Here is a 20,020-nt window from a genome sequence, read left to right as displayed (position 1 = left end):
GTTGGAGACACATGAGACACAGTCCTGAAACAGAAAACTGCGCCGCGCGCAAAGCCTCAATCGCGGGAGAGGGGCAGGAGAGCAGGTGCCGACAGGTCATCGGCGCAAGCTGCGTCAACATCGCCCGGTAGGAAACGGGGATCATTTGTCCCCACCCGCGCATTCGATTAGAGGGCGACGCAAGATTCGCATCGCTTCACGAAAGGTTCCGCTCATGTCGGCAGCAAAGTCCCCCACGGTTCTGGTCATCGGTGCGGGCGGGGTCAGTTCGGTCTGCGTCCACAAGATGGCGTTCAACCCTGATATCTTCCCGGACATCCACCTTGCCAGCCGCACCAAGGCCAAGTGCGATGCGATCGCGGCGTCGGTGAAGGAGCGCTGCGGGCGCGATATCGCCACCTACGAAATCGATGCCGAGGAAGTCCCGGCGATGGTCAACCTGATCCGCAAGACCGGTGCGGGCCTCGTCGTCAACCTCGCGTTGCCCTATCAGGACCTGCCGATCATGGATGCCTGCCTCGAAGCGGGCGTCGATTACCTCGACACCGCCAATTACGAACCCAAGGACGAGGCCAAGTTCGAATACAAGTGGCAGTGGGCCTATCACGAGCGGTACAGGGACGCTGGCCTGATGGCGCTGCTGGGCAGCGGCTTTGATCCGGGCGTCACCAGCGTCTTCACCATGTGGCTCAAGAAGCACAAGCTGAAGACGATCCGCCAGCTCGATATCCTCGATTGCAACGGCGGCGATCACGGCCAGCATTTCGCCACCAATTTCAACCCGGAAATCAACATCCGCGAAGTGACCGCCCCGGCGCGCCACTGGGAGAATGGGGCTTGGGTCGAGACTCCGGCGATGAGCACCAAGGTCGCCTTCGATTTCGAGGCGGTCGGCCCGAGGAACATGTATCTGATGTATCACGAGGAGCTGGAAAGCCTTGCCAGGTTCGTCCCCGAGCTTGAGCGCGCGCGCTTCTGGATGACCTTTGGCGACCAGTACATCACCCATCTGACCGTGCTCCAGAATGTCGGCATGACCTCGATCAAGCCGGTCAAGTATCAGGGCCGCGACATCATCCCGCTGCAATTCCTCGCCGCGGTGCTCCCCAAGCCCGAAACGCTGGGCGAGACCACCAAGGGCAACACCAATATCGGCGTGATCGCGACCGGCGAAGCCTTGGATGGCAGCGGCGAAAAGACGTTCTACATCAAGAACATCTGCTCGCATGAGGCGGCCTATGCGGAGACCGGCAACCAGGCGGTTTCCTACACCACCGGCGTGCCGGCGATGATCGGCGCGGCGCTGATGGTGCAGGGCAAGTGGCGGGGGGAAGGCGTGTTCAACATCGAACAGCTCGATCCCGATCCCTTCATGGCGATGCTGAACGAACACGGCCTGCCGTGGACGGTCGAGGAAATGGCCGGGCCGGTGGATTTCTGATGCGTCTGGTCTGGGCCGCGGCTGCAGCCCTTGCGCCTGCGGCCTGTGATGCTGCCATGCCCCCGCCCGAGGACGTGCCCAGGCTGGCGGTCGATACCGACTGGCCGACCATTCCGCAGGGTGCGCCGTTTGGCGAGGCCAGCGGGGTGGATGTCGACCCGTCTGGCAATGTCTGGGTGCTGCACCGCGCCGGACGCAAGTGGGAGGAGCCTTTCCCCAGCGCGCCGATCGACGAGCCAACCGTGTTCAAGTTTGCGCCTGACGGCAGGTTGCTCGCGCAATGGGGGGCGGGGCAATTCATCATGCCGCACGGCATCTCGATCGACCCGGAAGGCAAGGTGTGGATCACCGATGTCGCGCGCGAACAGGTGATGCGCTTCTCGCCCGAAGGTGCATTGGAACTCACGCTCGGCGAACGCGGCGTCAGCGCGCAGGACGCTGCCCATTTCGGCCGCCCGGCCGATGTCGCCTTTCTGCCGGGCCGCGTGCTCGTCGCCGATGGCTATGTCAACACCCGCGTCGCCGAGTTCTCCCCGCAAGGAACCTTCATCCGCGACTGGGGCGCGTTCAAGGTCGCCCATGCGGTGGCGGTGGACGAGGCGCACATCTACGTTGCCGACCGTGAACATGCGCGGATCGCGGTCCATGATCACGACGGCAAGGAGCTTGCCAGCTGGGCCGCGCGCGCAGGCAACCACACCTACGGCCTCAAGCCTCTCGGCGGCGGACGGCTGCTCGCGGTCGAGGGGCGCGACGGCGCCGATCGCAAGAGCGCGATCATCCGCGTCTATGCCGCCGATGGAACGATCGAGGCATCCTACGATATCGGCCTGCCGGGCAAGGATGCCAGCCTCGGCCACGATCTTGCGCTCGGGCCGGACGGCCATGCCTATCTCGCTGATGTGGCGGGCGGGCGCGTGGTGCGCTTCAAGCTGCCAGGCGGAGGGGTGAAATGACGAGTCTCGCCGCGCTCTGGCCGATTCTGCTGCTGGCGGCATCGGGCATCCTCATGAATGTCGCGTGGTATTACCACCTCAAACAGCCCTCGCTGGGAATGCTCGCCGCGATCGGCCTGGCATGGGGAATCGCGCTGTTCGAATATTGCCTCGCGGTGCCCGCCAACCGGATCGGCATCGCCCACTATTCGCTTGCCGAATTGAAGACCATCCAGGAGGTCCTATCTCTCGGCGCATTCGTGCTGGTGGCCTGGGCACTGTTCGGACAGACGCCGGGGCCGAGCCAGCTTCTCGGTTTTGCCCTGATTGCAGGAGGCGCATTCATGATCTTCAAGAGCCCGCTCGGCTGATGCAGACCAAGGCCGGTGATCCGGGCGCCTTTGCCCATTTCGATCTGTCGCGGGTCGACAGCCCTGCCTTCGTGGTCGATGCCGCCAAGCTGCGCGCCAATTGCCGGGTGCTGGCCGCGGTGCGCGATGCGGCCGCAGCCGAGGGGGCGAACATCAAGGTGTTTGCTGCGCTCAAGGCTTTTTCCATGTGGTCGGTCGCGCCGATCATCGGCGAATATCTCGACGGGGTGTCGACCTCCGGCCTGTGGGAAGCGCGCTTGGCGAGCGAGTTCTACGATGGCGAGATCGCGACCTATTCCGCCGCCTTCAAGCCCGAGGAGCTGGAGGAGATTTGCCGGCTTTCGGATCACGTGATCTTCAATTCGCCCTTCCAGCACCAGCGCGCGCGGCTGATCCTGGATGCTGCGGCGGCGAACGGTTCGCCCGTCAGCGTCGGGCTGCGCATCAATCCGCAGGTTCCAACCGGCGAGGTCGCCAAATATGATCCCTCCGCCCCCGGTTCGCGCCTCGGCTTTCCGCTCGACCAGCTGACCGAGGAACATCTGGAAGGGATCGAGGGCATTCACTTCCACAACCTGTGCGAACAGGATTTCGAGCCATTGAAGGCGACCTGGGACCGGGTGTTCGACGTGATCGAGCCGTTCTACGGGCAATTGAAATGGATCAACATGGGCGGCGGCCACCACATCACCCGCGCCGATTACCAGCGCGAGGAACTGGTCGAATTCCTCAAGGATGCAGCGCAAGACACCGGCTGCGAGATCATCCTCGAACCGGGCGAGGCGGTGGCGCTCGATGCCGGGATTCTCGTCGGCACGCTGCTCGACACGCACTTCAACGAGATCCCGGTGGGGATCACCGATATCTCGGCGACTTGCCATATGCCCGATGTGCTCGAGGCACCCTATCGCCCGGCGATGCTGGGCGAATTGCAGGATGAACGCATGATCCCGATTCGTCTGGGCGGGCCATCGTGCCTCGCGGGCGACGTGATCGGCGACTATCGCCTGCCGGTACCCGCCGAACCCGGTGCGCGCTTCGCCTTCCTCGATCAGGCGCATTATTCGATGGTCAAAACCAATACCTTCAACGGCGTGGCGCTGCCGAGCATCTGGCTGTGGGACAGCGAGACCGACGCGCTCGACTGCATCAGGCGATTCGACTACGAGGATTTCAGGGATCGCCTGAGCTGATCCGGGGAAGGCCCGGCAGCGATGCTGCAGGAGGCTTGATGGGGTTTGCAGGATGGTGCGTGGTGGGCGCGCTGGCGCTGGCGGGGCTGGCGACCCCGGCTGCGGCGCAGGATTTCGTGCCTGACCGGGTGGTGAAGTCGATCGACACCGCCGATCTGGCGGCTCTGGTCGGCGCGCTTGGGCATCAGGTGCTCGAACAAGGCGAGGGCGGGCAGATCGTGGTGCTCGCCGAAGACCGCGATCAGCTCAAATATGTCCTGCTCGGCACGGCCTGCGGGATGAACGGCGTGTCCGGCTGCCAGGGCGTGCTGATGCAGGTGCAGTTCGATCTGCCGCCGGCCACCACCTACGAGACGATCGCCAAGGCCAACAGCGAATATGCCGCGCTCAATGTGTGGGCCGATTTCGAGCAGAAGTCGCTCGGCTTCACCCGTTACGTCGTGCTCGACGAGGGGGTCACCATGGCCAATCTGCGCGCCAATGTCGAAGTGCTGCTGAGCCTCATTGGCGAGGCCTATCCGGTCGCAGCCGGCGAGTCTGCGCAGCAGCCGTCCACGGGCAGCTGAGGGCCCGCAAAATCCCATTCTGATCGCTCATGCCTGCATCAGCGGGTCGCCGGAAATCCTGTGATTTCCGTCACATTCCGGTCATGTTGGCGAGGGTGTCTCGAAAAAGTAACATTTGCGGCTGCGCAGCCCCATTTTTTGTTTGCATTTCGGCCCCCAGGCCCTATCTGCGCGCTTCCGCTGCCCCAAGGGGACTTCCAAACCGCAAGGCAGCTTGTCGTTTTATGGTTTAACAGAACCGTTTTGGGGGTCCCTTGAGTTGCACATCTATCCTGACGCACTGGCTGTAGTCCGCGATCTCCGCCCGGACGAACCCGTTATCCTCAACCGCCCGCACGCCGCGCGGCGCGCTGCCCGTTTCTTTGTCGAGAAGTTTCCGGGCAAGGTGCTCTATGCGGTCAAGGCCAACCCGGCGCCCGATCTCATCCGGGTGCTGTGGAGCGCGGGTATTACCCATTTCGATGTCGCCTCGATTGCCGAGGTGCGGCTGGTGCGCGACCTGCTGCCCGAGGCGGTGCTGTGCTTCATGCATCCGGTAAAGACCCCGGCGGCGATCAGAGAAGCCTATTTCGCCCATGGCGTGCGCACCTTCAGCCTCGATTCGGTCGAGGAGCTGGAGAAGATCGTCGAGGCTTGCCGTCACCCCGTCACCCGCGAAGCGCCGCGCGATCTGCGCCTGTGCGTGCGGCTGCGCGTTTCGTCGGAATATTCGGAGCTGAGCCTCGCCAGCAAGTTCGGCTGCGATCTCGTCCAGGCGCCGGCCTTGCTGCAGCAAGCCCGCCAGCATTGCGACTGGCTGGGCGTGTGCTTCCATGTCGGCAGCCAGGCGATGACCCCGTTCGCCTTCGTTCAGGCGCTCGACCGCACCCGCGCGGCGATTGCCGAGGCCTCGGTGGTGATCGACATGATCGACGTAGGCGGGGGTTTCCCGAGCGCCTACCCCGGGCTCGAACCGCCGCCGATGGAAGATTACTTCGCGATCATCGCCCGCCATTTCGAGGCCCTGCCGATTGCCTACAACGCCGAGCTGTGGTGCGAACCCGGTCGCGCGCTTTCGGCCGAATACAGCTCGATGATCGTGCAGGTGAACAAGCGCCGCGGTGAGGAGCTGTACATCAACGATGGCGCCTATGGCGCCCTCTACGATGCCGCCCACGTCGCGTGGCGCTTCCCGGTGCGCGCGCTCGAGGACGACCTGATCGAGGATGATCAGGACTTCGCCTTCTATGGGCCGACCTGCGACGATGCCGACTACATGAAGGGCCCATTCCGGCTTCCGGCCGACATCCAGGCGGGCGACTATATCGAGATCGGGATGCTGGGCGCCTATGGCGCGGCGATGAAGACCGGCTTCAACGGCTATGGCGCGGCGGCGGTGGTGACCGTGGCCGACGAGCCGATGATGAGCATGTTCGACGGTTCGCGCCAGCGCGAGGCCGCCGACAACGTGGTGTCCTTGCGCTAGGACTTGCGCTGCCGCCCGGCCTCGGCGCGGGGCGGCAGCGATCCCGCAGCCGGTCTGGCGCGCCATCGCCATGGCGAAGAAGCCATCGCGCGTGCCGCCGGCACGGGTCGCGGCGCTCGCCGCGGCCGGCCGCCTGAACCATCGGCCGCTCTTCACTAGGCAAGCACCAGGCGAAGCCAGCCGGCGAGCGGTGCGGCAGCTTGGCCGGGGGGCGCGCTCAGTCGAAGCCGATGAAGCGCGCCGCTTCGGCGACACTGCGACGGGTGATCCGCACCGGATTGGCCGGGAAATCGGGATCGGGCCAGCCCATCGCTACCGCTTTCATGATCACCTGATCATCCGGGATGCCGGCATGTTCGCGCACCACGGGGCTTTGCATGATCCCTTGCGAGTTGATCACGCAGCCCAGCCCCTTGCTCCATGCCGCGTTGACCAGCGCGGTCGTCACCGCGCCGCAATCGAACACGGTGTCATCGGCATCGGACAATACCCTGTCATAGGTGATGATCACGCAGACCGGCGCGTCGAACTGGCGGAAGCCGCGCAGCACCCAGTCTTGCCGCGCCGCCTTGTCGTCGCGGGCGATGCCCATCGCCTCGAACAGCTGGATCGCGCAGGCCACCTGCCGATCACGGTGGATGCCCTGAAACGGGCGGCCCTTGCGAAACTCGCGGCTATCGGGCTCGCCAGCGAGAATCCGCTCGGTGTTGCCCTTGCGGATCCGGTCGAGCGGTTCGCCGGTGATGACGTGGAAGTGGTAGGGCTGGGTGTTCATCGACGAGGGCGAGCGCATCGCCATTTCCAGCACTTCCTCGATCAGCGCGCGCGGGACGGGCTTGTCGAGGTAGCCGCGGATGCTGCGCCGCCCAAGGACGACCTCGGCGTAAGTCTGGTCAGGCGTGCCGCCCATTGTTCGCTCCCGAATCTGTCTCGGGAAAGGCGTTAGCGCAGCCGGGCCGCGGCTCAAAGCAGGCTATGGCACGGGAAGGGGCCTATGCCGCCTCGGCCAGCTTGAGTTCCAGACGATCCCAGATTTCCACCAGCGCCGCGGTCAGCTCGTCCATCATCGCTTCGGTGTGGAACGGCCCCGGCGTGAAACGCAGCCGCTCGGTTCCGCGCGGGACGGTGGGGAAGTTGATCGGCTGAACATAGATGCCGTATTCGGCCAGCAGGATGTCGCTGATCGTCTTGGCCCGCACCGGATCGCCGATCATCAGCGGGACGATGTGGGTGACCGAATCCATCACCGGCAGGCCGGCCTCGGTAAACTTCAGCTTGAGCAGCGCGGCGGCGCGCTGCTGGGCATTGCGCTCCTCCGATGATTGCTTGAGGTGCCGCACCGAGGCCAGCACTCCCGCCACCAGCACCGGCGAAAGCGACGTCGTGAAGATGAACCCCGGCGCATAGGAGCGGATGCAGTCCACCACCTTGGAGGAGGCTGCGATATAGCCGCCCATCACCCCGAAGGCCTTGCCCAGCGTGCCTTCGATGATGTCGATCCGGTGTGCCGCGCCGTCGCGCTCGCTGATGCCGCCGCCGCGCGCGCCATACATGCCCACCGCGTGAACCTCGTCGATATAGGTCAGCGCATTGTATTTCTCGGCGAGGTCGCAGATCGCGTGGATCGGGGCGATATCGCCATCCATCGAATAGACGCTTTCGAAGGCGATCAGCTTGGGCGTTTCGATGTCGACGCTCGCCAGCAGCTCTTCCAGATGCGCCACGTCATTGTGGCGGAACACCTTTTTCTCGCAGCCCGAATTGCGGATCCCGGCGATCATGCTGGCGTGGTTCAGTTCGTCGGAGAAGATGACGCAGCCCGGCAGCAGCTTGGCCAGCGTCGAGAGAGTAGCGTCGTTCGAGACATAACCGCTGGTGAAGAGCAGCGCGGCCTGCTTGCCGTGGAGATCGGCAAGCTCGGCTTCGAGTTCGACATGCAGGTGCGTATTGCCGCCGATATTGCGGGTTCCCCCCGAGCCGGCCCCGACATCGTGCAGCGCGGCTTCCATCGCGTCGATCACCTTTTCGTGCTGGCCCATGCACAGGTAATCGTTGGAACACCACACCGTGATCGGCTTGGGGCCGTTGTGGCCGTGGAAGCAGCGCGCGTTGGGATAGGCACCCTTGTTGCGCATGATGTCGATGAAGACGCGGTAGCGGCCTTCCTCATGCAGGCGCTCGATCGCCTGATCGAAGATCTGATTGTAGTTCACACGCGTCTCTTCAGCTGGGGCGCGCCCGGCGAGCGCCGCCCTGGATCCTGCCTGATCTATCCGCCGACAACCCGCGCGGCGACGGATGGTTTCAGCACGATATCTAAGGCGTAAGGGGGCCTTTTGCCACAGCGATCTTTGCGAGCGTTTCGCAAGCTTCAGAAGGCTTCGGCAGGCCCGAAACCGCGCGCGGCGAGCGCTGCCTCAAGCCCCGCCGCGCCGCTCAAGGGGCCGGTGACGACGAAGCGGTTGGGGGCGCCGGCGATGGCGAGGCTCTGCCCTTCGAGCAGATGCGCGATGCGCCGCGCGATGCCCTGCGCTCCGTCGACCTGCGCGACCTGCGGGCCGAAGGCTTCGGCCAGCTCCTCGGACAGCAGCGGGAAGTGGGTGCAGGCGAGCACCAGCGTGTCGATCGCCGCGCCGCCGGGCATGGCTGCCAGCCGGTCATGCACATCGGCGATAACCGCCGGATCGACCGCTTCCCCCCGCAGCTTGGCCTCTGCTGCCCCCACCAGCGCGGGGGCGGCGATGCGCAGCAGGCGCTTGTCGGCGGCAAACCGGCTCTGAAGGTCATCGACATAACGCTGGCGGATGGTCGCCTCGGTGCCGACGAGGCCGATGGTGCCAGTCCGGGTGAGGGCCGCGGCAGGCTTGATCGCGGGCACCGTGCCGACGACCGGCACCTCCAGCACCTCGCGCACCATGCCGAGCGCGATGGTCGAGGCGGTGTTGCAGGCGATGCAGATCAGGCGCGGGCGAAAGCGTTCGGCCATGCGCCCCAGCAGCCCCGCCACCCGCGCGGCGATCTGCGCTTCGGTCTTGCTGCCATAAGGCAGGCCCGCCAGATCAGCGGCATAGATCACCGGCGCTTGCGGCAGCACCTCGCGCAGTGCGTCATAGACGGTCAACCCGCCGACCCCGGAATCGAACAGCAGGATGGGGGAGGATGTGTCCAAGTTCCTCAGATCCGATTGCCCCGCGCTTGTCGCAACCGTCGGCGGGCATTGCCCAACGGCCGTTTTTCCTTACAGAAGTTGCGCTAGAAGAAGTGCGGGGGTTCGACAAGCTTCGCCCCGAAGGGAGAGAGAGATTGGACGCTGTATTTGCCGCGCTGCTGGGCTTCGTTCTCGGCTCGGTGCCCTTTGGTCTCATCCTCACCCGGGCTGCCGGGCTGGGCGACGTGCGCAAGATCGGCAGCGGCAGCATCGGTGCGACCAACGTGCTGCGCACCGGCAACAAGGGGTTGGCGGCAGCAACCGTGCTGCTCGATGCGGCTAAGGCGGTGGTGCCGGTGCTGGTGGCCAAGGCCTGGTGGCCCGGCGCGGAAGGCATCGCCGCGGTCGCGGCCGTGGCCGGGCATTGCTTCACGCCCTGGCTCAGGTTCAAGGGCGGCAAGGGCTTTGCCAGCGCGGCCGGCGCGCTTGGGGCGCTGGCCTTTCCGGCGTTCTTCGTCTGCGCGATGATCTGGGGGGCGACGCTCGCCATTAGCCGGATTTCCAGCGTGTCGTCGCTGGTCAGCGTCATCGCCGCGCCGCTGGTCGCCTGGGGCATGGGCTTCCCGCAGATCGTGGCGCCGCTATGGGCGATCGCGGCGATCGTGTTTGTCCGGCACCGCGAGAACATCGGCCGGCTGATGCGGGGCGAGGAGCCGAAGGTTGGTTCCGCGGGCAGGCCGTAGTGCCGGCGCACGGCTGATGGAGCACGTCTAATGGAGCACGGGGGGGCGCAGCCGGTGCTCTCGCAGCAAGAGGCTTTCGCGCGTATCCGCCTGCTGCGCTCGCCGAATATCGGTCCGGTCAGCTATCGCCAGCTGCTGGCGCGCTTCGGCACGGCGGTGGCGGCGCTCGATGCGCTGCCCGATCTCGCGCGCCGGGGGCGGGGGGCATATTGCCCGGCGCCCGTCGGGGCCATCGAGCGCGAGGTCGCTGCCGTGCGCGCAGCGAGGGCACGCTACCTGTTCCACGACCAGCCCGGTTACCCCGCGCTGCTGGCCGAGCTCGACAACGCCCCGCCGATTGTCACCTGCCGGGGCCGTCTCGCGCTGGCTTCGGAGCCATGCGTGGCGCTGGTCGGCGCGCGCAATGCCAGCGCGGGCGCCGTCAAGCTCGCCCGCGATTTCGCCGCCGCGCTGGCCGAGGCGAGCTTCACCGTCGTCTCGGGCCTTGCGCGCGGCATCGACGGCGCGGCGCATGAAGGCGCCTTCCCGCAGACCATCGGCGTGATCGCGAGCGGCATCGACATCGCCTATCCCCCGCAGCACGCGCAGCTCCAGGAACGCATCGCGACCGAGGCGCTGCTGATCGCCGAGCAGCCGCCCGGCACCGAGCCGCGCGGGCGGCATTTCCCTTCGCGCAACCGCATCATCGCCGGGCTGGCGCTCGGCACGCTGGTGATCGAGGCCGCGCCGCAATCGGGCAGCCTCATCACCGCGCGTCTCGCGGGCGAGGCGGGGCGCGAGGTGATGGCGATCCCCGGCTCCCCGCTCGATGCGCGCAGTCTCGGCTGCAACGAGCTGATCCGCGAAGGCGCGGTGCTGGTGCAGAGGCCTGAGGATGTGATCGAGCTGCTGCACGGCTTCACCGGCGCGCCGCGCTCGCGCTTGCGGGTGAGCGAGAAGCCGGGCGACTTCGATTATGCCGAACTCGCCAAGCTCGACTGGGGCGAGGCGCGTGTGGATCTTTCCGGCGACATCGCCAGCCTGCTGACCCATGCGCCGGTGGGCATCGACGAGCTGATCCGCCAGTCCGGCGCAAGCGTGGCCGAGGTGCACATGGCCTTGCTCGAACTCGAACTCGCGGGCGAGCTGGTGCGTGAAGAAGATGGCACGGTGCGACGCTCGGGCGCGGGCGAGGCGGCATGACATCGCGCTTTGGCGCGCGACACGAAAGCGATTCCGGCGAGCCTTGCACCCGCCGCTTGCGGGCCAGACCGGCAGTTTCCGGCGCGGCGGATGGCAAGCGGACTGGCCGGGGTGATGCCGCGTTCCCGGTTCCTCAGGCCGCCTGCGGCTTTGTCATGCGCGCGACCGACGGGCCGCGCCGCGCCGTTTCTGCCGCGGTTCTGGCGCTTCGCCCGCGTGATCACCGCCTTCGCCCGTGTCGCGGCGCGCGGGCAGGGCCTGTTCGCGACGGCGCGCAAAGCAGCAGGATCAAGGGCCTGCTCGGCTGCGCCATCCCCCAAGGCTTTGGCTTCACACAAGCCGCTTGACGGCCTACTTGCACCGGCCCCACCCTCGCGCACACGTACACGTAAGGGACCTCTCCACAGCCGCCATGCAGCTTGTCATCGTCGAATCCCCCGCCAAGGCCAAGACTATCGAGAAGTATCTGGGCAAGGACTACAAGGTTCTCGCCTCCTACGGCCATGTTCGCGATCTGCCTGCCAGGGATGGCAGCGTCGATCCCGAGGCGGGGTTCGCGATGGACTGGGAACTTTACCGGGACAAGCAGAGCCGCTTCAAGGAGATCGCGGATGCCGCCAAGGGGGCAAGCCGCCTCGTGCTCGCCACCGACCCCGACCGCGAGGGCGAGGCGATCAGCTGGCACGTGCAGGAGCTGCTGAAGCAGCGCAAGAGCCTGCCCAAGCAGGTCGACCGTGTCACCTTCAACGCGATCACCAAGCAGGCGGTGACCGAGGCGATGGCGCGCCCGCGCGCGCTCGATCAGCCGCTGATCGATGCCTACCTCGCCCGCCGCGCGCTCGACTATCTGTTCGGCTTCACGCTTTCGCCGGTGTTGTGGCGCAAGCTGCCCGGAGCCAAGAGCGCGGGCCGCGTGCAATCGGTCGCGCTGCGCCTGATCGTCGAGCGCGAGCGGGAGATCGAGGCCTTCCGGCCAGAGGAATACTGGACCATCGTCGCGCACATGGAGCATGACGGCACGCAGTTCGATGCACGGCTGGTCACCTACAAGGGCGAGAAGCTGGACAAGCTCAGCCTTGGGGATGAAGGCATCGCGCTTGCGGCCAAGACCGCGGTGGAAGCCGGGCGCTTCACCGTCGAGGGCGTGGAGACCAAGCCCCTCAAGCGCAACCCCGCGCCGCCCTTCACCACCTCGACCCTGCAACAGGAAGCCGCGCGCAAGCTGGGCTATTCGGCGCAGCACACCATGCGCCTTGCCCAGAGCCTCTACGAGGCCGGCGCGATCACCTATATGCGCACCGACGGGGTGCAAATGGACATGGGCGCGATCCACGCCCTGCGCGATGCCATCGCAGCGCGTTATGATGGGGCCTATCTGCCGGAAAAGCCGCGATTCTACAGCACCAAGGCCAAGAACGCGCAGGAGGCCCACGAAGCGATCCGGCCGACCGATTTCACACGGGAACGCGCCGGCACGGGCGACGAGGCCAAGCTCTACGACCTGATCTTCAAGCGCGCCATGGCAAGCCAGATGGCCGCCGCGCAGCTCGAACGCACCACCGTCACCTTGCGCGATGTCACCGGTAGCCACGAATTGCGCGCCACCGGCCAGGTGGTCCGCTTTCCGGGCTTCCTCGCGGTCTATCAGGAAGGGCTGGACGACAGCGAAGACGAGGATGGCGGCCTGCTGCCGGTGATGCGCAAGGGCGACTCGCCCGCCAAGCGTGCGGTCGAGGCGATGCAGCACTTCACCCAGCCGCCGCCGCGCTTTTCCGAAGCCTCGCTGGTCAAGCGGCTGGAGGAGCTCGGCATCGGCCGGCCTTCCACCTATGCTTCGACCATCCAGACCCTGCGCGAGCGCGGCTATGTCCGGATCGAGAAGAACCGCTTTTTCCCTGAGGAATCGGGCCGGCTGCTGACCGCCTTCCTCGAACGATTCTTCCCGACCTATGTCGCCTATGACTTTACCGCGGGCATGGAGGACGAACTCGATGTCGTGTCCGACGGCCGCGAGGACTACAAGGCGCTGCTCGCGCGGTTCTGGAAGGACTTCAAGCCCAAGGCCGATGAGGTGATGGAGAAGCTGCCCTCGGAGGTGACCGAGGCGCTCGATGATTATCTCTCCGATTTCCTGTTCCCCCCGCGCGCGGACGGTTCCGACCCGCGCGCCTGTCCGCTGTGCGCGGCGGAAGGCCGATCGGGCGGCAGGCTTTCCCTGCGTGGCGGGCGATTCGGGGCTTTCGTCGCCTGTTCGAACTACCCGGAATGCAAATACACCCGCCGCTTTGCCCAGCCGGGTGGGGCGGCCGAGGGCGGGGCCGAGGACGGCATCATCGGCCAGCACCCCGAAACCGGCGAGAACATCTATCGCAAGTCGGGCCGCTTCGGACCCTATGTGCAGCTGGGCGAGGGCAAGGACGCCAAGCGCGCGAGCATCCCCAAGGATCTGGACGACTTCGATCTCGATTGGGCGGTGAAGCTTCTTGGCTTGCCGCGCATCGTCGGCGTGCATCCTGAAACGGGGCTGGAAATCGAGTCCAATATCGGGCGTTACGGGCCTTACCTCAGGCACGATGGCAAGTATGGCAAGCTCGCCACCACCCGCGAGGTGTTCGAAATCGGGATGAACCGTGCGGTCGATATCCTCGCCCAGGCGCCAGCAGGCGGCGCGGCGGCGCGCGGCAAGGCCGAGGCGATCGCCGCGCTCGGCGCGCACCCGACCAGCGGGGCCGAGATCAAGGTGATGCCGGGCCGCTATGGGCCTTACGTCACCGACGGCACCACCAACGCCACGATTCCGCGCGATGTGAAGCCCGAGGATATCACGCTCGAAGCAGCGATCGCGCTGATCGACTCGCGCGCGGCCAAGGGTTCGGCCAAGGCCGGGGCCAGGAAGAAGGCCGCGCCGACAAGGAAGCCGCCCGCCAAAAAGAAGGCACCGGCAAAAAAGGCGGCGAAATAGCGCCCTGGCCGCACCGCGCGGTGCCGCTGCGTTGGTAAATCATAAAGCATTCCCGCCTATCACGTTAGCCTCAAGACCAGGGGCTGCACCGTGATTGAGATCGAAGTCCAGAACGAGACGCACCAGACCCAGGCCCGCATCCGCTTTGCCGCAGTGCCGCGCATCGGCGAGGGGCTGCGTCTGCGCGAACCCGACGGGATGTGGGCGAGCTATGACGTGCTCGACGTGTGGTATCAGAAGGCCGAATTCGGCGATGTGTGGATGCCCTATCTGCACGTGCGCATGACCCCTGGCGAGGGCGCCGGCTCGGTCAGCGAAGGATATGGCGAGGGCTACGGGGCTTACGAGGCCGGCTATGCCTCGATCGGCGGAGGGCGCTGACCGTGCAGCACCTCATCAAGCGCAATACCGGCCCGAATCGCCGCAGCGGTATCGAAGGCAGGACCCTGGCCGAAAAGCTTGCCCAAAGTGAAAAGGCGCGCGGATCGGCGCAGAGGGAAGCAGCGCCCGCGGCGGCACCGGCTGCGCCCCGGCCAACCGCGCCGGCAGCCGCTGCTGCGGTGGATGACCTGCCGCCGCGCCCGCCTGCGGCGCCCGATGGCGACACGGATTCGATCGTCGCTGCCGCCAAGGTGATGCGCGACCGCTACGCCGGCCGCCCCGCTCCGGCTGCCGCCGCCAAGACCTGTCTGATCGTCGATGACAGTCGGGTGATCCGCAAGGTTTCGAGCAAGATCGTGCTCAGCCTCGGTTACGTGCCGATCGAGGCCGAGAACGGCGAGGAGGCGCTGGCGCGCTGCCAGAAGGCGATGCCCGATCTGGTGCTGACCGACTGGAATATGCCTGAAATGGACGGCATCACCTTCGTGCGCCGCCTGCGGAGCATCCCCACGCCCAAGGAGCCGGTGGTGGTGTTCTGCACCTCGAACGGCGAGGCCAAGGACATCCACGACGGCATCGCCGCCGGGGCGGACGACTACATCGTCAAGCCCTTCGACGAGGCGGCCTTGAAGGCGAAGCTGGAGAAGCTGGCGCAGGGCTGAGGCACGCCCGCGTCACGCCCTTCCTCGCCAGTGCGGCGTCATGCGGCCCTTGGTTTGGGTCGGCACTGGGGTGACGAAAATGGGCACAGCGCCAAGGGGTATCACCGCCGCAATGGACTTGGGCGGGGACCGCTTTCGGCCTGCACCTAGCGCACCCAGTCCAGCCCGATTTCCGCGAAGATCTCCTTGTCCTCGGCCCAGTTCTCCAGCACCTTCACGTGCAGGAACAGGTGCACCTTCACGCCCAGCATCTCGGACAGTTCCTTGCGCGCGGCCTCGCCAATCGCCTTGATCCTCGCGCCGCCCTTGCCGAGCACGATCGCGCGCTGGTTGTCGCGGGCCACCACGATCTGCTGGTGGATCTCGACGCTGCCGTCCTTGCGCACCACGTATTTCTCGGGCCGCACTGCGCTGTCATAGGGCAGTTCCTCGTGGAGTTGCCGGTAGAGCTGTTCGCGGGTGATCTCGGCGGCAAGCAGGCGTTCGGAGGCATCGGAAACCTGGTCTTCGGGATACATCCACGCGCCCTCGGGCATCATCTGCGCGAGCGCCTCCTTCATCTCCGGCACGCCTTCACCGGTGAGCGCGGAGATGAAGAACACCTCGGCGAAATCGACCTTGCCGGTAAGCTCCTGCGCCAATGCCAAGAGCGGTTCCTTCCGCGTGCGATCGACCTTGTTGAGGACGAGGATCTTGCGCTCGGGCCGCCCTGCCAGCGTCTCCAGCAGCGGCTCAAGCTCGTGACGACGCTGCTTAACGGGATCGACCATCAGCAGCACCGCATCGGCGGCCTCCGCGCCTTCCCAGGCCGCGCTGACCATCGCCCGGTCGAGCCGGCGGCGGGGGGCGAAGATGCCGGGGGTGTCGACCAGGATCATCTGCACCGGCGTGCCGTCGGCCAGCGCGTGCAGGGCAATCCCCAGCATCCGTGCCCGGGTGGTCTGCGCCTTGGCGCTGGTGATCGCCACCTTCTGCCCGACGAGGGCATTGACCAGCGTCGACTTGCCGGCATTGGGCGCGCCGAGCACGGCAATCACGCCGCAGCGTGACGGGTTGGGGGTGGTATCTGTCATGGGGCGCTCATATCGAAAGCGCCCGGCTTTGTCGAAGGGCGGCGCGCGACCATGGCCGGCTCATTCGCGCCGGTGGGCCGGCCGGTGCGATGTTTCACGTGAAACATTTGGTGAACGAAATCTAGCCGAACCGCTCGAGAAAGGCCTTGGCAGCAAGCTTTTCCGCCGCGCTCTTGCTCGAGGCGGTGGCTTCGGCCTCGCCGACATTGCGGATCGAGACCCGCACCGTGAAGCGCGCCGCGTGATCGGGGCCGGAACGGTCGATCACCTCGTATTGCGGCATCTGGCGGCGGTTGCCCGCGGCCCATTCCTGCAGCGCGCTCTTGGGATGCTTGGCCTTGCCGAGATCGCCTTCCAGCTCGCGCGCCCACAGCCGATAGACGGCGCTCTGCGCGGCATCGAAGCCGTTCTCGATGAAGCAGGCCCCGATCAGCGCCTCCATCACGTCGCCGAGGATCTTCTCGCTGTCCGCCCCGCCATCGTCGCGGGCCTGCTTGCCGAGCCGGATATGCGCGGGCAGCCCGATCCGCCGCGCGATCCGCGCACAGGTCGCCCCGCTGACCAGCGCGTTGAGGCGCTGCGAGAGCCGTCCCTCCGGCGCGTCGCCCGCGCGGTAGAGCCAGCTCGCAACCGCCAGGCCGAGCACGCGGTCGCCGAGGAATTCGAGCCGCTGGTAATCGGTCGCCCCGCCGCCCGCGCCGTTGAAGCTGCCGTGGGTGAGCGCTTCGAGCCAGGGCGCTTCGTCCCGCACGGCAAAGCCCTGCACTTCGAGCCATTCGCGGGTGGCGCGATCGAGTCCGGTCACAGGCTTGCTCCGATCCGGGCCCAACGGGTGGCGGAAAACCATGTCCAGGGCTTGGCCCACTCGGCGCTGCCGTCGGTTGACCAGACGATGATCCCGGCGCGTCCCACCAGCCGCTCAAGCGGGACGAGGCCCACCGCATCGCCGGCTGCCGCTGGCCAGCGGCTGTCGCGCGAATTGTCGCGGTTGTCGCCCATCACGAACATCATGCCCTCGGGCACGGTGACGGGGGCGAAGCTGTCGCCTGGGGTGAGGCCGAAATCGAGCACCTCGTAGCGCCTGCCGCCGGGCAGGCTCTCGCGGAAGCGGCGGTAGGCGCAGGCCTCGCTGCGGTCTTTCAGCTGCACCACCCTGCCGCCCCATGTGCAGCCGGTATTGGGCGACATCGGCGCGAGGAAATCGTGCAAGGGCTTGCGCTCCACCAGCTGGCCGTTGAGCACCACCTGCCCGCCGATCACCGCCACGGAATCGCCCGGCAGGCCGATCACCCGCTTGATGTAGTCGCTGCCGTCGACCGGGTGCTTGAAGATCACCACGTCGCCGCGTTCGGGCGGGCTTGCCAGCACGCGGCCGGCGGGCAGGGGCAGATCGAAGGGCAGCGAATGGCGCGAAAAACCGTAGGGCCACTTGGCCGCAACCAGGTAATCCCCCTTCATCAGCCGGGGCAGCATGCTCTCCGAAGGGATCGAGAAAGGCGAGAATACGAATACGCGAAGCGCCAGGACAACCACCAGCAACTTGATGAGAAACCAGACGAATCCGCCACCTTCCCGGCGGCGCGGCGCGACTGCGGCAGCAAGCCGGGGGTCCGTGAAAGATTGGCTCTTAACATCCATCGCCTCTGCCCTTACTCGCCGCCGCAGACATGCGCAAAGGGGAACGGCGATGAGCAGATCGGGATGGGCGCGCGACACGTCAGGTGTCGCCGCGGCATGGACACGCCTGCGGGCGCTGGAGCCGGTGTCGCTGGCTGCGCTGTTCGCCGCCGATCCCGGGCGCGCGGCAGCCATGACCCGGCGCATCGCATGGTCGCTTGCGCCCGGTAGCGCGGCAGAGGCGGGCATGATCATCGACTTCGCCAAGACCCATCTGGGCGAGGCCGAACTCGCGGCCTTCGAGGCTCTGGCCGCCGCATCGGGCTTTGCCGCGGCGCGCGAGGCGCTGTTTTCCGGCGGGATTGTCAATGTCACCGAGGGCCGCGCCGCCACCCACGCAGCGCTTCGGGGCAGCGGCACCGAGGCCCAGGTCGAGGAGGCCGAGGCGCTGCTTGCGCGCATGGGGATGCTGGTCGCCGCGATCCACGAAGGCGCGCTCGGCGAAGTGCGCCATTGCATCGCGATCGGCATTGGCGGCTCGGCGCTCGGCCCGGCGCTGGCGATCGACGCGCTGACCCGCGATCTGGCGCTGGTCGAGGTTCACGTGGTCTCGAATATCGACGGGCTGGCGCTCGAACGCGCCTTTGCCGCCTGCGATCCGCAGACCACGCTGATTGCGGTCGCCTCCAAGACTTTCACCACCATCGAGACCATGACCAACGCCGCGAGCGCGCTGAAGTGGCTGGCGGACAATGGCATCGCCGATCCCGGCGGACGGGTCGTCGCGCTCACCGCCGCGCCGGACAAGGCGGTCGCATGGGGGGTGGACGAGACCCGCATCTTGCCATTCCCCGAAAGCGTGGGCGGGCGCTATTCGCTGTTCTCCTCGATCGGCTTTCCGGTCGCGCTGGCGGTGGGGATGGAGGAATTTTCCGCCATGCTGGCCGGTGCCAAGGCGGTCGATGATCATTTCCGCACGACCGAGGGCCGCGCCAACGCCCCGCTGCTCGCCGCCTTTGCCGATCAGTATTACACCCGTCTGCACGGGTGTCAGACGCGCGCGGTCTTCGCCTATGACGAGCGCCTCGCGCTGCTGCCTGCCTATCTTCAGCAGCTCGAAATGGAATCGAACGGCAAGAGCGTCACGCTCGATGGCGAGCCGGTCGACGGGCCAACCGCCCCTGTCACCTGGGGCGGGGTCGGCACCGACGCGCAGCACGCGGTGTTCCAGCTGCTGCATCAGGGCACGCATCTAATCCCGGTTGATTTCATTGCCTCAATCGCGTCGGGCGACGCGCTCGATCCGGTGCATCATCGCACCTTGCTGATGAACTGCCTGGCGCAGGGTGCAGCGCTGATGGCGGGCAAGCCTTCCCACGATCCGGCGCGCGCCTATCCGGGGAACCGGCCTTCGACCACGATCCTCGTCGATGATTGCGACGCGGCCGCGCTCGGTGCGCTGATCGCCTTCCACGAACATCGCACCTTCGCCAATGCCGTGCTGATGGGAATCAACCCCTTCGATCAGTTCGGGGTGGAGCTGGGCAAGGCGATCGCCAAGCAGATCGATGCGGGCGAGGGAGACTTCGATCCCAGCACCAGAGCGCTGATGGCGGCGGCGGGTCTGGCCTGACGCGGCGCTGATGCGCGCGTGCCACACCGGCCGCGCTGCTTCGCGGTGCGCCATTGCAAATATTTTGCCGGCAAGGCGCAAATTTGCGCGCGTCGGCAAGAAACGGCCACAGCATCGCCCGGTGCGGGACATTTCGCACCGAATTTTCCGCTTTGCCGCGGAAGATTTGCGTCTCCGGGCCGAACGGCTATCGTCGCGGCCCCGCGCCTGTCCGCTTTCGTTGTTCCGGGGCCTTGTGATGAAAAATCTGATGCTGCCTGCCACCATTCTGTTCGCCCTCGGCACCGCTTCCGCGCTGGAGGCACAGGATGATCCGGCGGACAGCACGGCGCGCTCCAAGGCCAGGCCGGCGCGGCTGATCTCTTTCGATGGCGAGCGCGAATTCCTGACGGCATCCTCGCGCCTCAGGGTCTGGCGCCGCGAGGTGGGCTACCGGCTCGATGTCGATGCGACGGGCGCACCGACCGAATGTCACCTGACCGAAAGGTTCCGCATGAACTACGTGAATGAAAAGCTGTGCGAAGTGCTGCTCAAGCACCACAGCTTCGAACCGGCGCTGGATGCCAATGGCCAGCCGGTCGAGGGGACCTATGAGGGTCGTCTCAACTACGTGGAAATGCGCGAGAAGGATTGATGCGCGAAGGATTG

Annotated in this window: 19 protein-coding genes; 13 read left to right on the top strand and 6 right to left on the bottom strand. The window is 66.4% G+C overall.

All coding sequences use genetic code 11. The features are described from left to right. Positions 1–214 precede the first annotated feature (214 nt). The 6 genes from BZF61_RS13045 (at position 215) to BZF61_RS13020 (ending at position 5,971) form a co-directional block, all read left to right on the top strand. The gene (locus BZF61_RS13045) at positions 215–1,441 is read left to right on the top strand and encodes a saccharopine dehydrogenase family protein (protein ID WP_086619827.1); all 1,227 of its coding nucleotides are present in this window, start codon (positions 215–217) and stop codon (positions 1,439–1,441) included. A gap of 56 nt (positions 1,442–1,497) precedes the next feature. Further along, complete coding sequence (locus BZF61_RS13040) at positions 1,498–2,397, top strand: peptidyl-alpha-hydroxyglycine alpha-amidating lyase family protein (RefSeq protein WP_245804639.1); 900 nt, start codon at positions 1,498–1,500, stop codon at positions 2,395–2,397. Next, entirely contained in the window at positions 2,394–2,747 is a 354-nt protein-coding gene (locus BZF61_RS13035) for a DMT family protein (protein WP_086619825.1), read from the top strand. The genes BZF61_RS13040 and BZF61_RS13035 overlap by 4 nt, the downstream gene beginning before the upstream one ends. Beyond that, positions 2,747–3,940: a carboxynorspermidine decarboxylase gene (locus BZF61_RS13030; protein ID WP_086619824.1), complete on the top strand. Its 1,194-nt coding sequence runs from the start codon at positions 2,747–2,749 to the stop codon at positions 3,938–3,940. The genes BZF61_RS13035 and BZF61_RS13030 overlap by 1 nt, the downstream gene beginning before the upstream one ends. Positions 3,941–3,978: 38 nt before the next feature. Beyond that, entirely contained in the window at positions 3,979–4,506 is a 528-nt protein-coding gene (locus BZF61_RS13025; protein WP_086619823.1) for a YbjN domain-containing protein, read from the top strand. Between the two features lie 259 nt (positions 4,507–4,765). Next, complete coding sequence (locus BZF61_RS13020) at positions 4,766–5,971, top strand: type III PLP-dependent enzyme (RefSeq protein WP_086619822.1); 1,206 nt, start codon at positions 4,766–4,768, stop codon at positions 5,969–5,971. Positions 5,972–6,188: 217 nt separating this feature from the next. Here BZF61_RS13020 and BZF61_RS13015 read toward each other — a convergent pair whose 3' ends face one another. From BZF61_RS13015 to murI, 3 genes are all read right to left on the bottom strand, one after another. Then, a complete protein-coding gene (locus BZF61_RS13015; RefSeq protein ID WP_086619821.1) occupies positions 6,189–6,881 on the bottom strand; it encodes a nitroreductase in 693 nt (230 codons plus the stop codon). 82 nt (positions 6,882–6,963) lie between these two features. Further along, positions 6,964–8,184 (bottom strand): 5-aminolevulinate synthase, encoded by a 1,221-nt coding sequence (gene hemA / locus BZF61_RS13010; RefSeq protein ID WP_086619820.1) that lies wholly within the window; start codon positions 8,182–8,184, stop codon positions 6,964–6,966. Positions 8,185–8,342: 158 nt separating this feature from the next. Further along, on the bottom strand, positions 8,343–9,140 hold the full coding sequence (gene murI, locus BZF61_RS13005) for a glutamate racemase (protein WP_086619819.1): 798 nt from the start codon (positions 9,138–9,140) through the stop codon (positions 8,343–8,345). 134 nt (positions 9,141–9,274) lie between these two features. Between murI and plsY the strand changes: the two genes are divergently transcribed. The 5 genes from plsY (at position 9,275) to BZF61_RS16100 (ending at position 15,049) form a co-directional block, all read left to right on the top strand. Beyond that, the gene (plsY, locus tag BZF61_RS13000; RefSeq protein WP_245804638.1) at positions 9,275–9,862 is read left to right on the top strand and encodes a glycerol-3-phosphate 1-O-acyltransferase PlsY; all 588 of its coding nucleotides are present in this window, start codon (positions 9,275–9,277) and stop codon (positions 9,860–9,862) included. A 30-nt stretch (positions 9,863–9,892) separates the two neighbouring features. Next, the gene (gene dprA, locus BZF61_RS12995; protein WP_086619818.1) at positions 9,893–11,044 is read left to right on the top strand and encodes a DNA-processing protein DprA; all 1,152 of its coding nucleotides are present in this window, start codon (positions 9,893–9,895) and stop codon (positions 11,042–11,044) included. Between the two features lie 412 nt (positions 11,045–11,456). Then, on the top strand, positions 11,457–14,006 hold the full coding sequence (topA, locus tag BZF61_RS12990; protein WP_086619817.1) for a type I DNA topoisomerase: 2,550 nt from the start codon (positions 11,457–11,459) through the stop codon (positions 14,004–14,006). A 90-nt stretch (positions 14,007–14,096) separates the two neighbouring features. Next, complete coding sequence (locus BZF61_RS15790) at positions 14,097–14,387, top strand: hypothetical protein (RefSeq protein WP_086619816.1); 291 nt, start codon at positions 14,097–14,099, stop codon at positions 14,385–14,387. Positions 14,388–14,389: 2 nt separating this feature from the next. Further along, positions 14,390–15,049 carry a response regulator gene (locus BZF61_RS16100; RefSeq protein WP_342742815.1) on the top strand — a complete coding sequence of 220 codons (660 nt, stop codon included), beginning with the start codon at positions 14,390–14,392 and terminating at the stop codon, positions 15,047–15,049. A 146-nt stretch (positions 15,050–15,195) separates the two neighbouring features. Here BZF61_RS16100 and era read toward each other — a convergent pair whose 3' ends face one another. From era to lepB, 3 genes are all read right to left on the bottom strand, one after another. Beyond that, positions 15,196–16,122 (bottom strand): GTPase Era, encoded by a 927-nt coding sequence (gene era / locus BZF61_RS12975; protein WP_086619815.1) that lies wholly within the window; start codon positions 16,120–16,122, stop codon positions 15,196–15,198. A 121-nt stretch (positions 16,123–16,243) separates the two neighbouring features. Beyond that, complete coding sequence (gene rnc / locus BZF61_RS12970) at positions 16,244–16,969, bottom strand: ribonuclease III (RefSeq protein WP_086619814.1); 726 nt, start codon at positions 16,967–16,969, stop codon at positions 16,244–16,246. After that, entirely contained in the window at positions 16,924–17,760 is an 837-nt protein-coding gene (lepB, locus tag BZF61_RS12965; protein ID WP_086619813.1) for a signal peptidase I, read from the bottom strand. The genes rnc and lepB overlap by 46 nt, the downstream gene beginning before the upstream one ends. Positions 17,761–17,809: 49 nt before the next feature. On the opposite strand from lepB, the gene pgi reads away from it, so the two are divergent. Then, positions 17,810–19,372, top strand: coding sequence for a glucose-6-phosphate isomerase (pgi, locus tag BZF61_RS12960; RefSeq protein WP_086619812.1), 1,563 nt, complete (start codon positions 17,810–17,812; stop codon positions 19,370–19,372). A 238-nt stretch (positions 19,373–19,610) separates the two neighbouring features. Beyond that, on the top strand, positions 19,611–20,006 hold the full coding sequence (locus tag BZF61_RS12955; RefSeq protein WP_086619811.1) for a hypothetical protein: 396 nt from the start codon (positions 19,611–19,613) through the stop codon (positions 20,004–20,006). The last annotated feature ends 14 nt before the right edge of the window (positions 20,007–20,020 follow it).

The organism is Erythrobacter tepidarius (assembly GCF_002155695.1).
GTDB classification, from domain to species: domain Bacteria; phylum Pseudomonadota; class Alphaproteobacteria; order Sphingomonadales; family Sphingomonadaceae; genus Erythrobacter; species Erythrobacter tepidarius.
The sequence above is the reverse complement of the archived record's forward strand: the minus strand, read 5'-3'. Positions and strand labels throughout refer to the sequence as shown.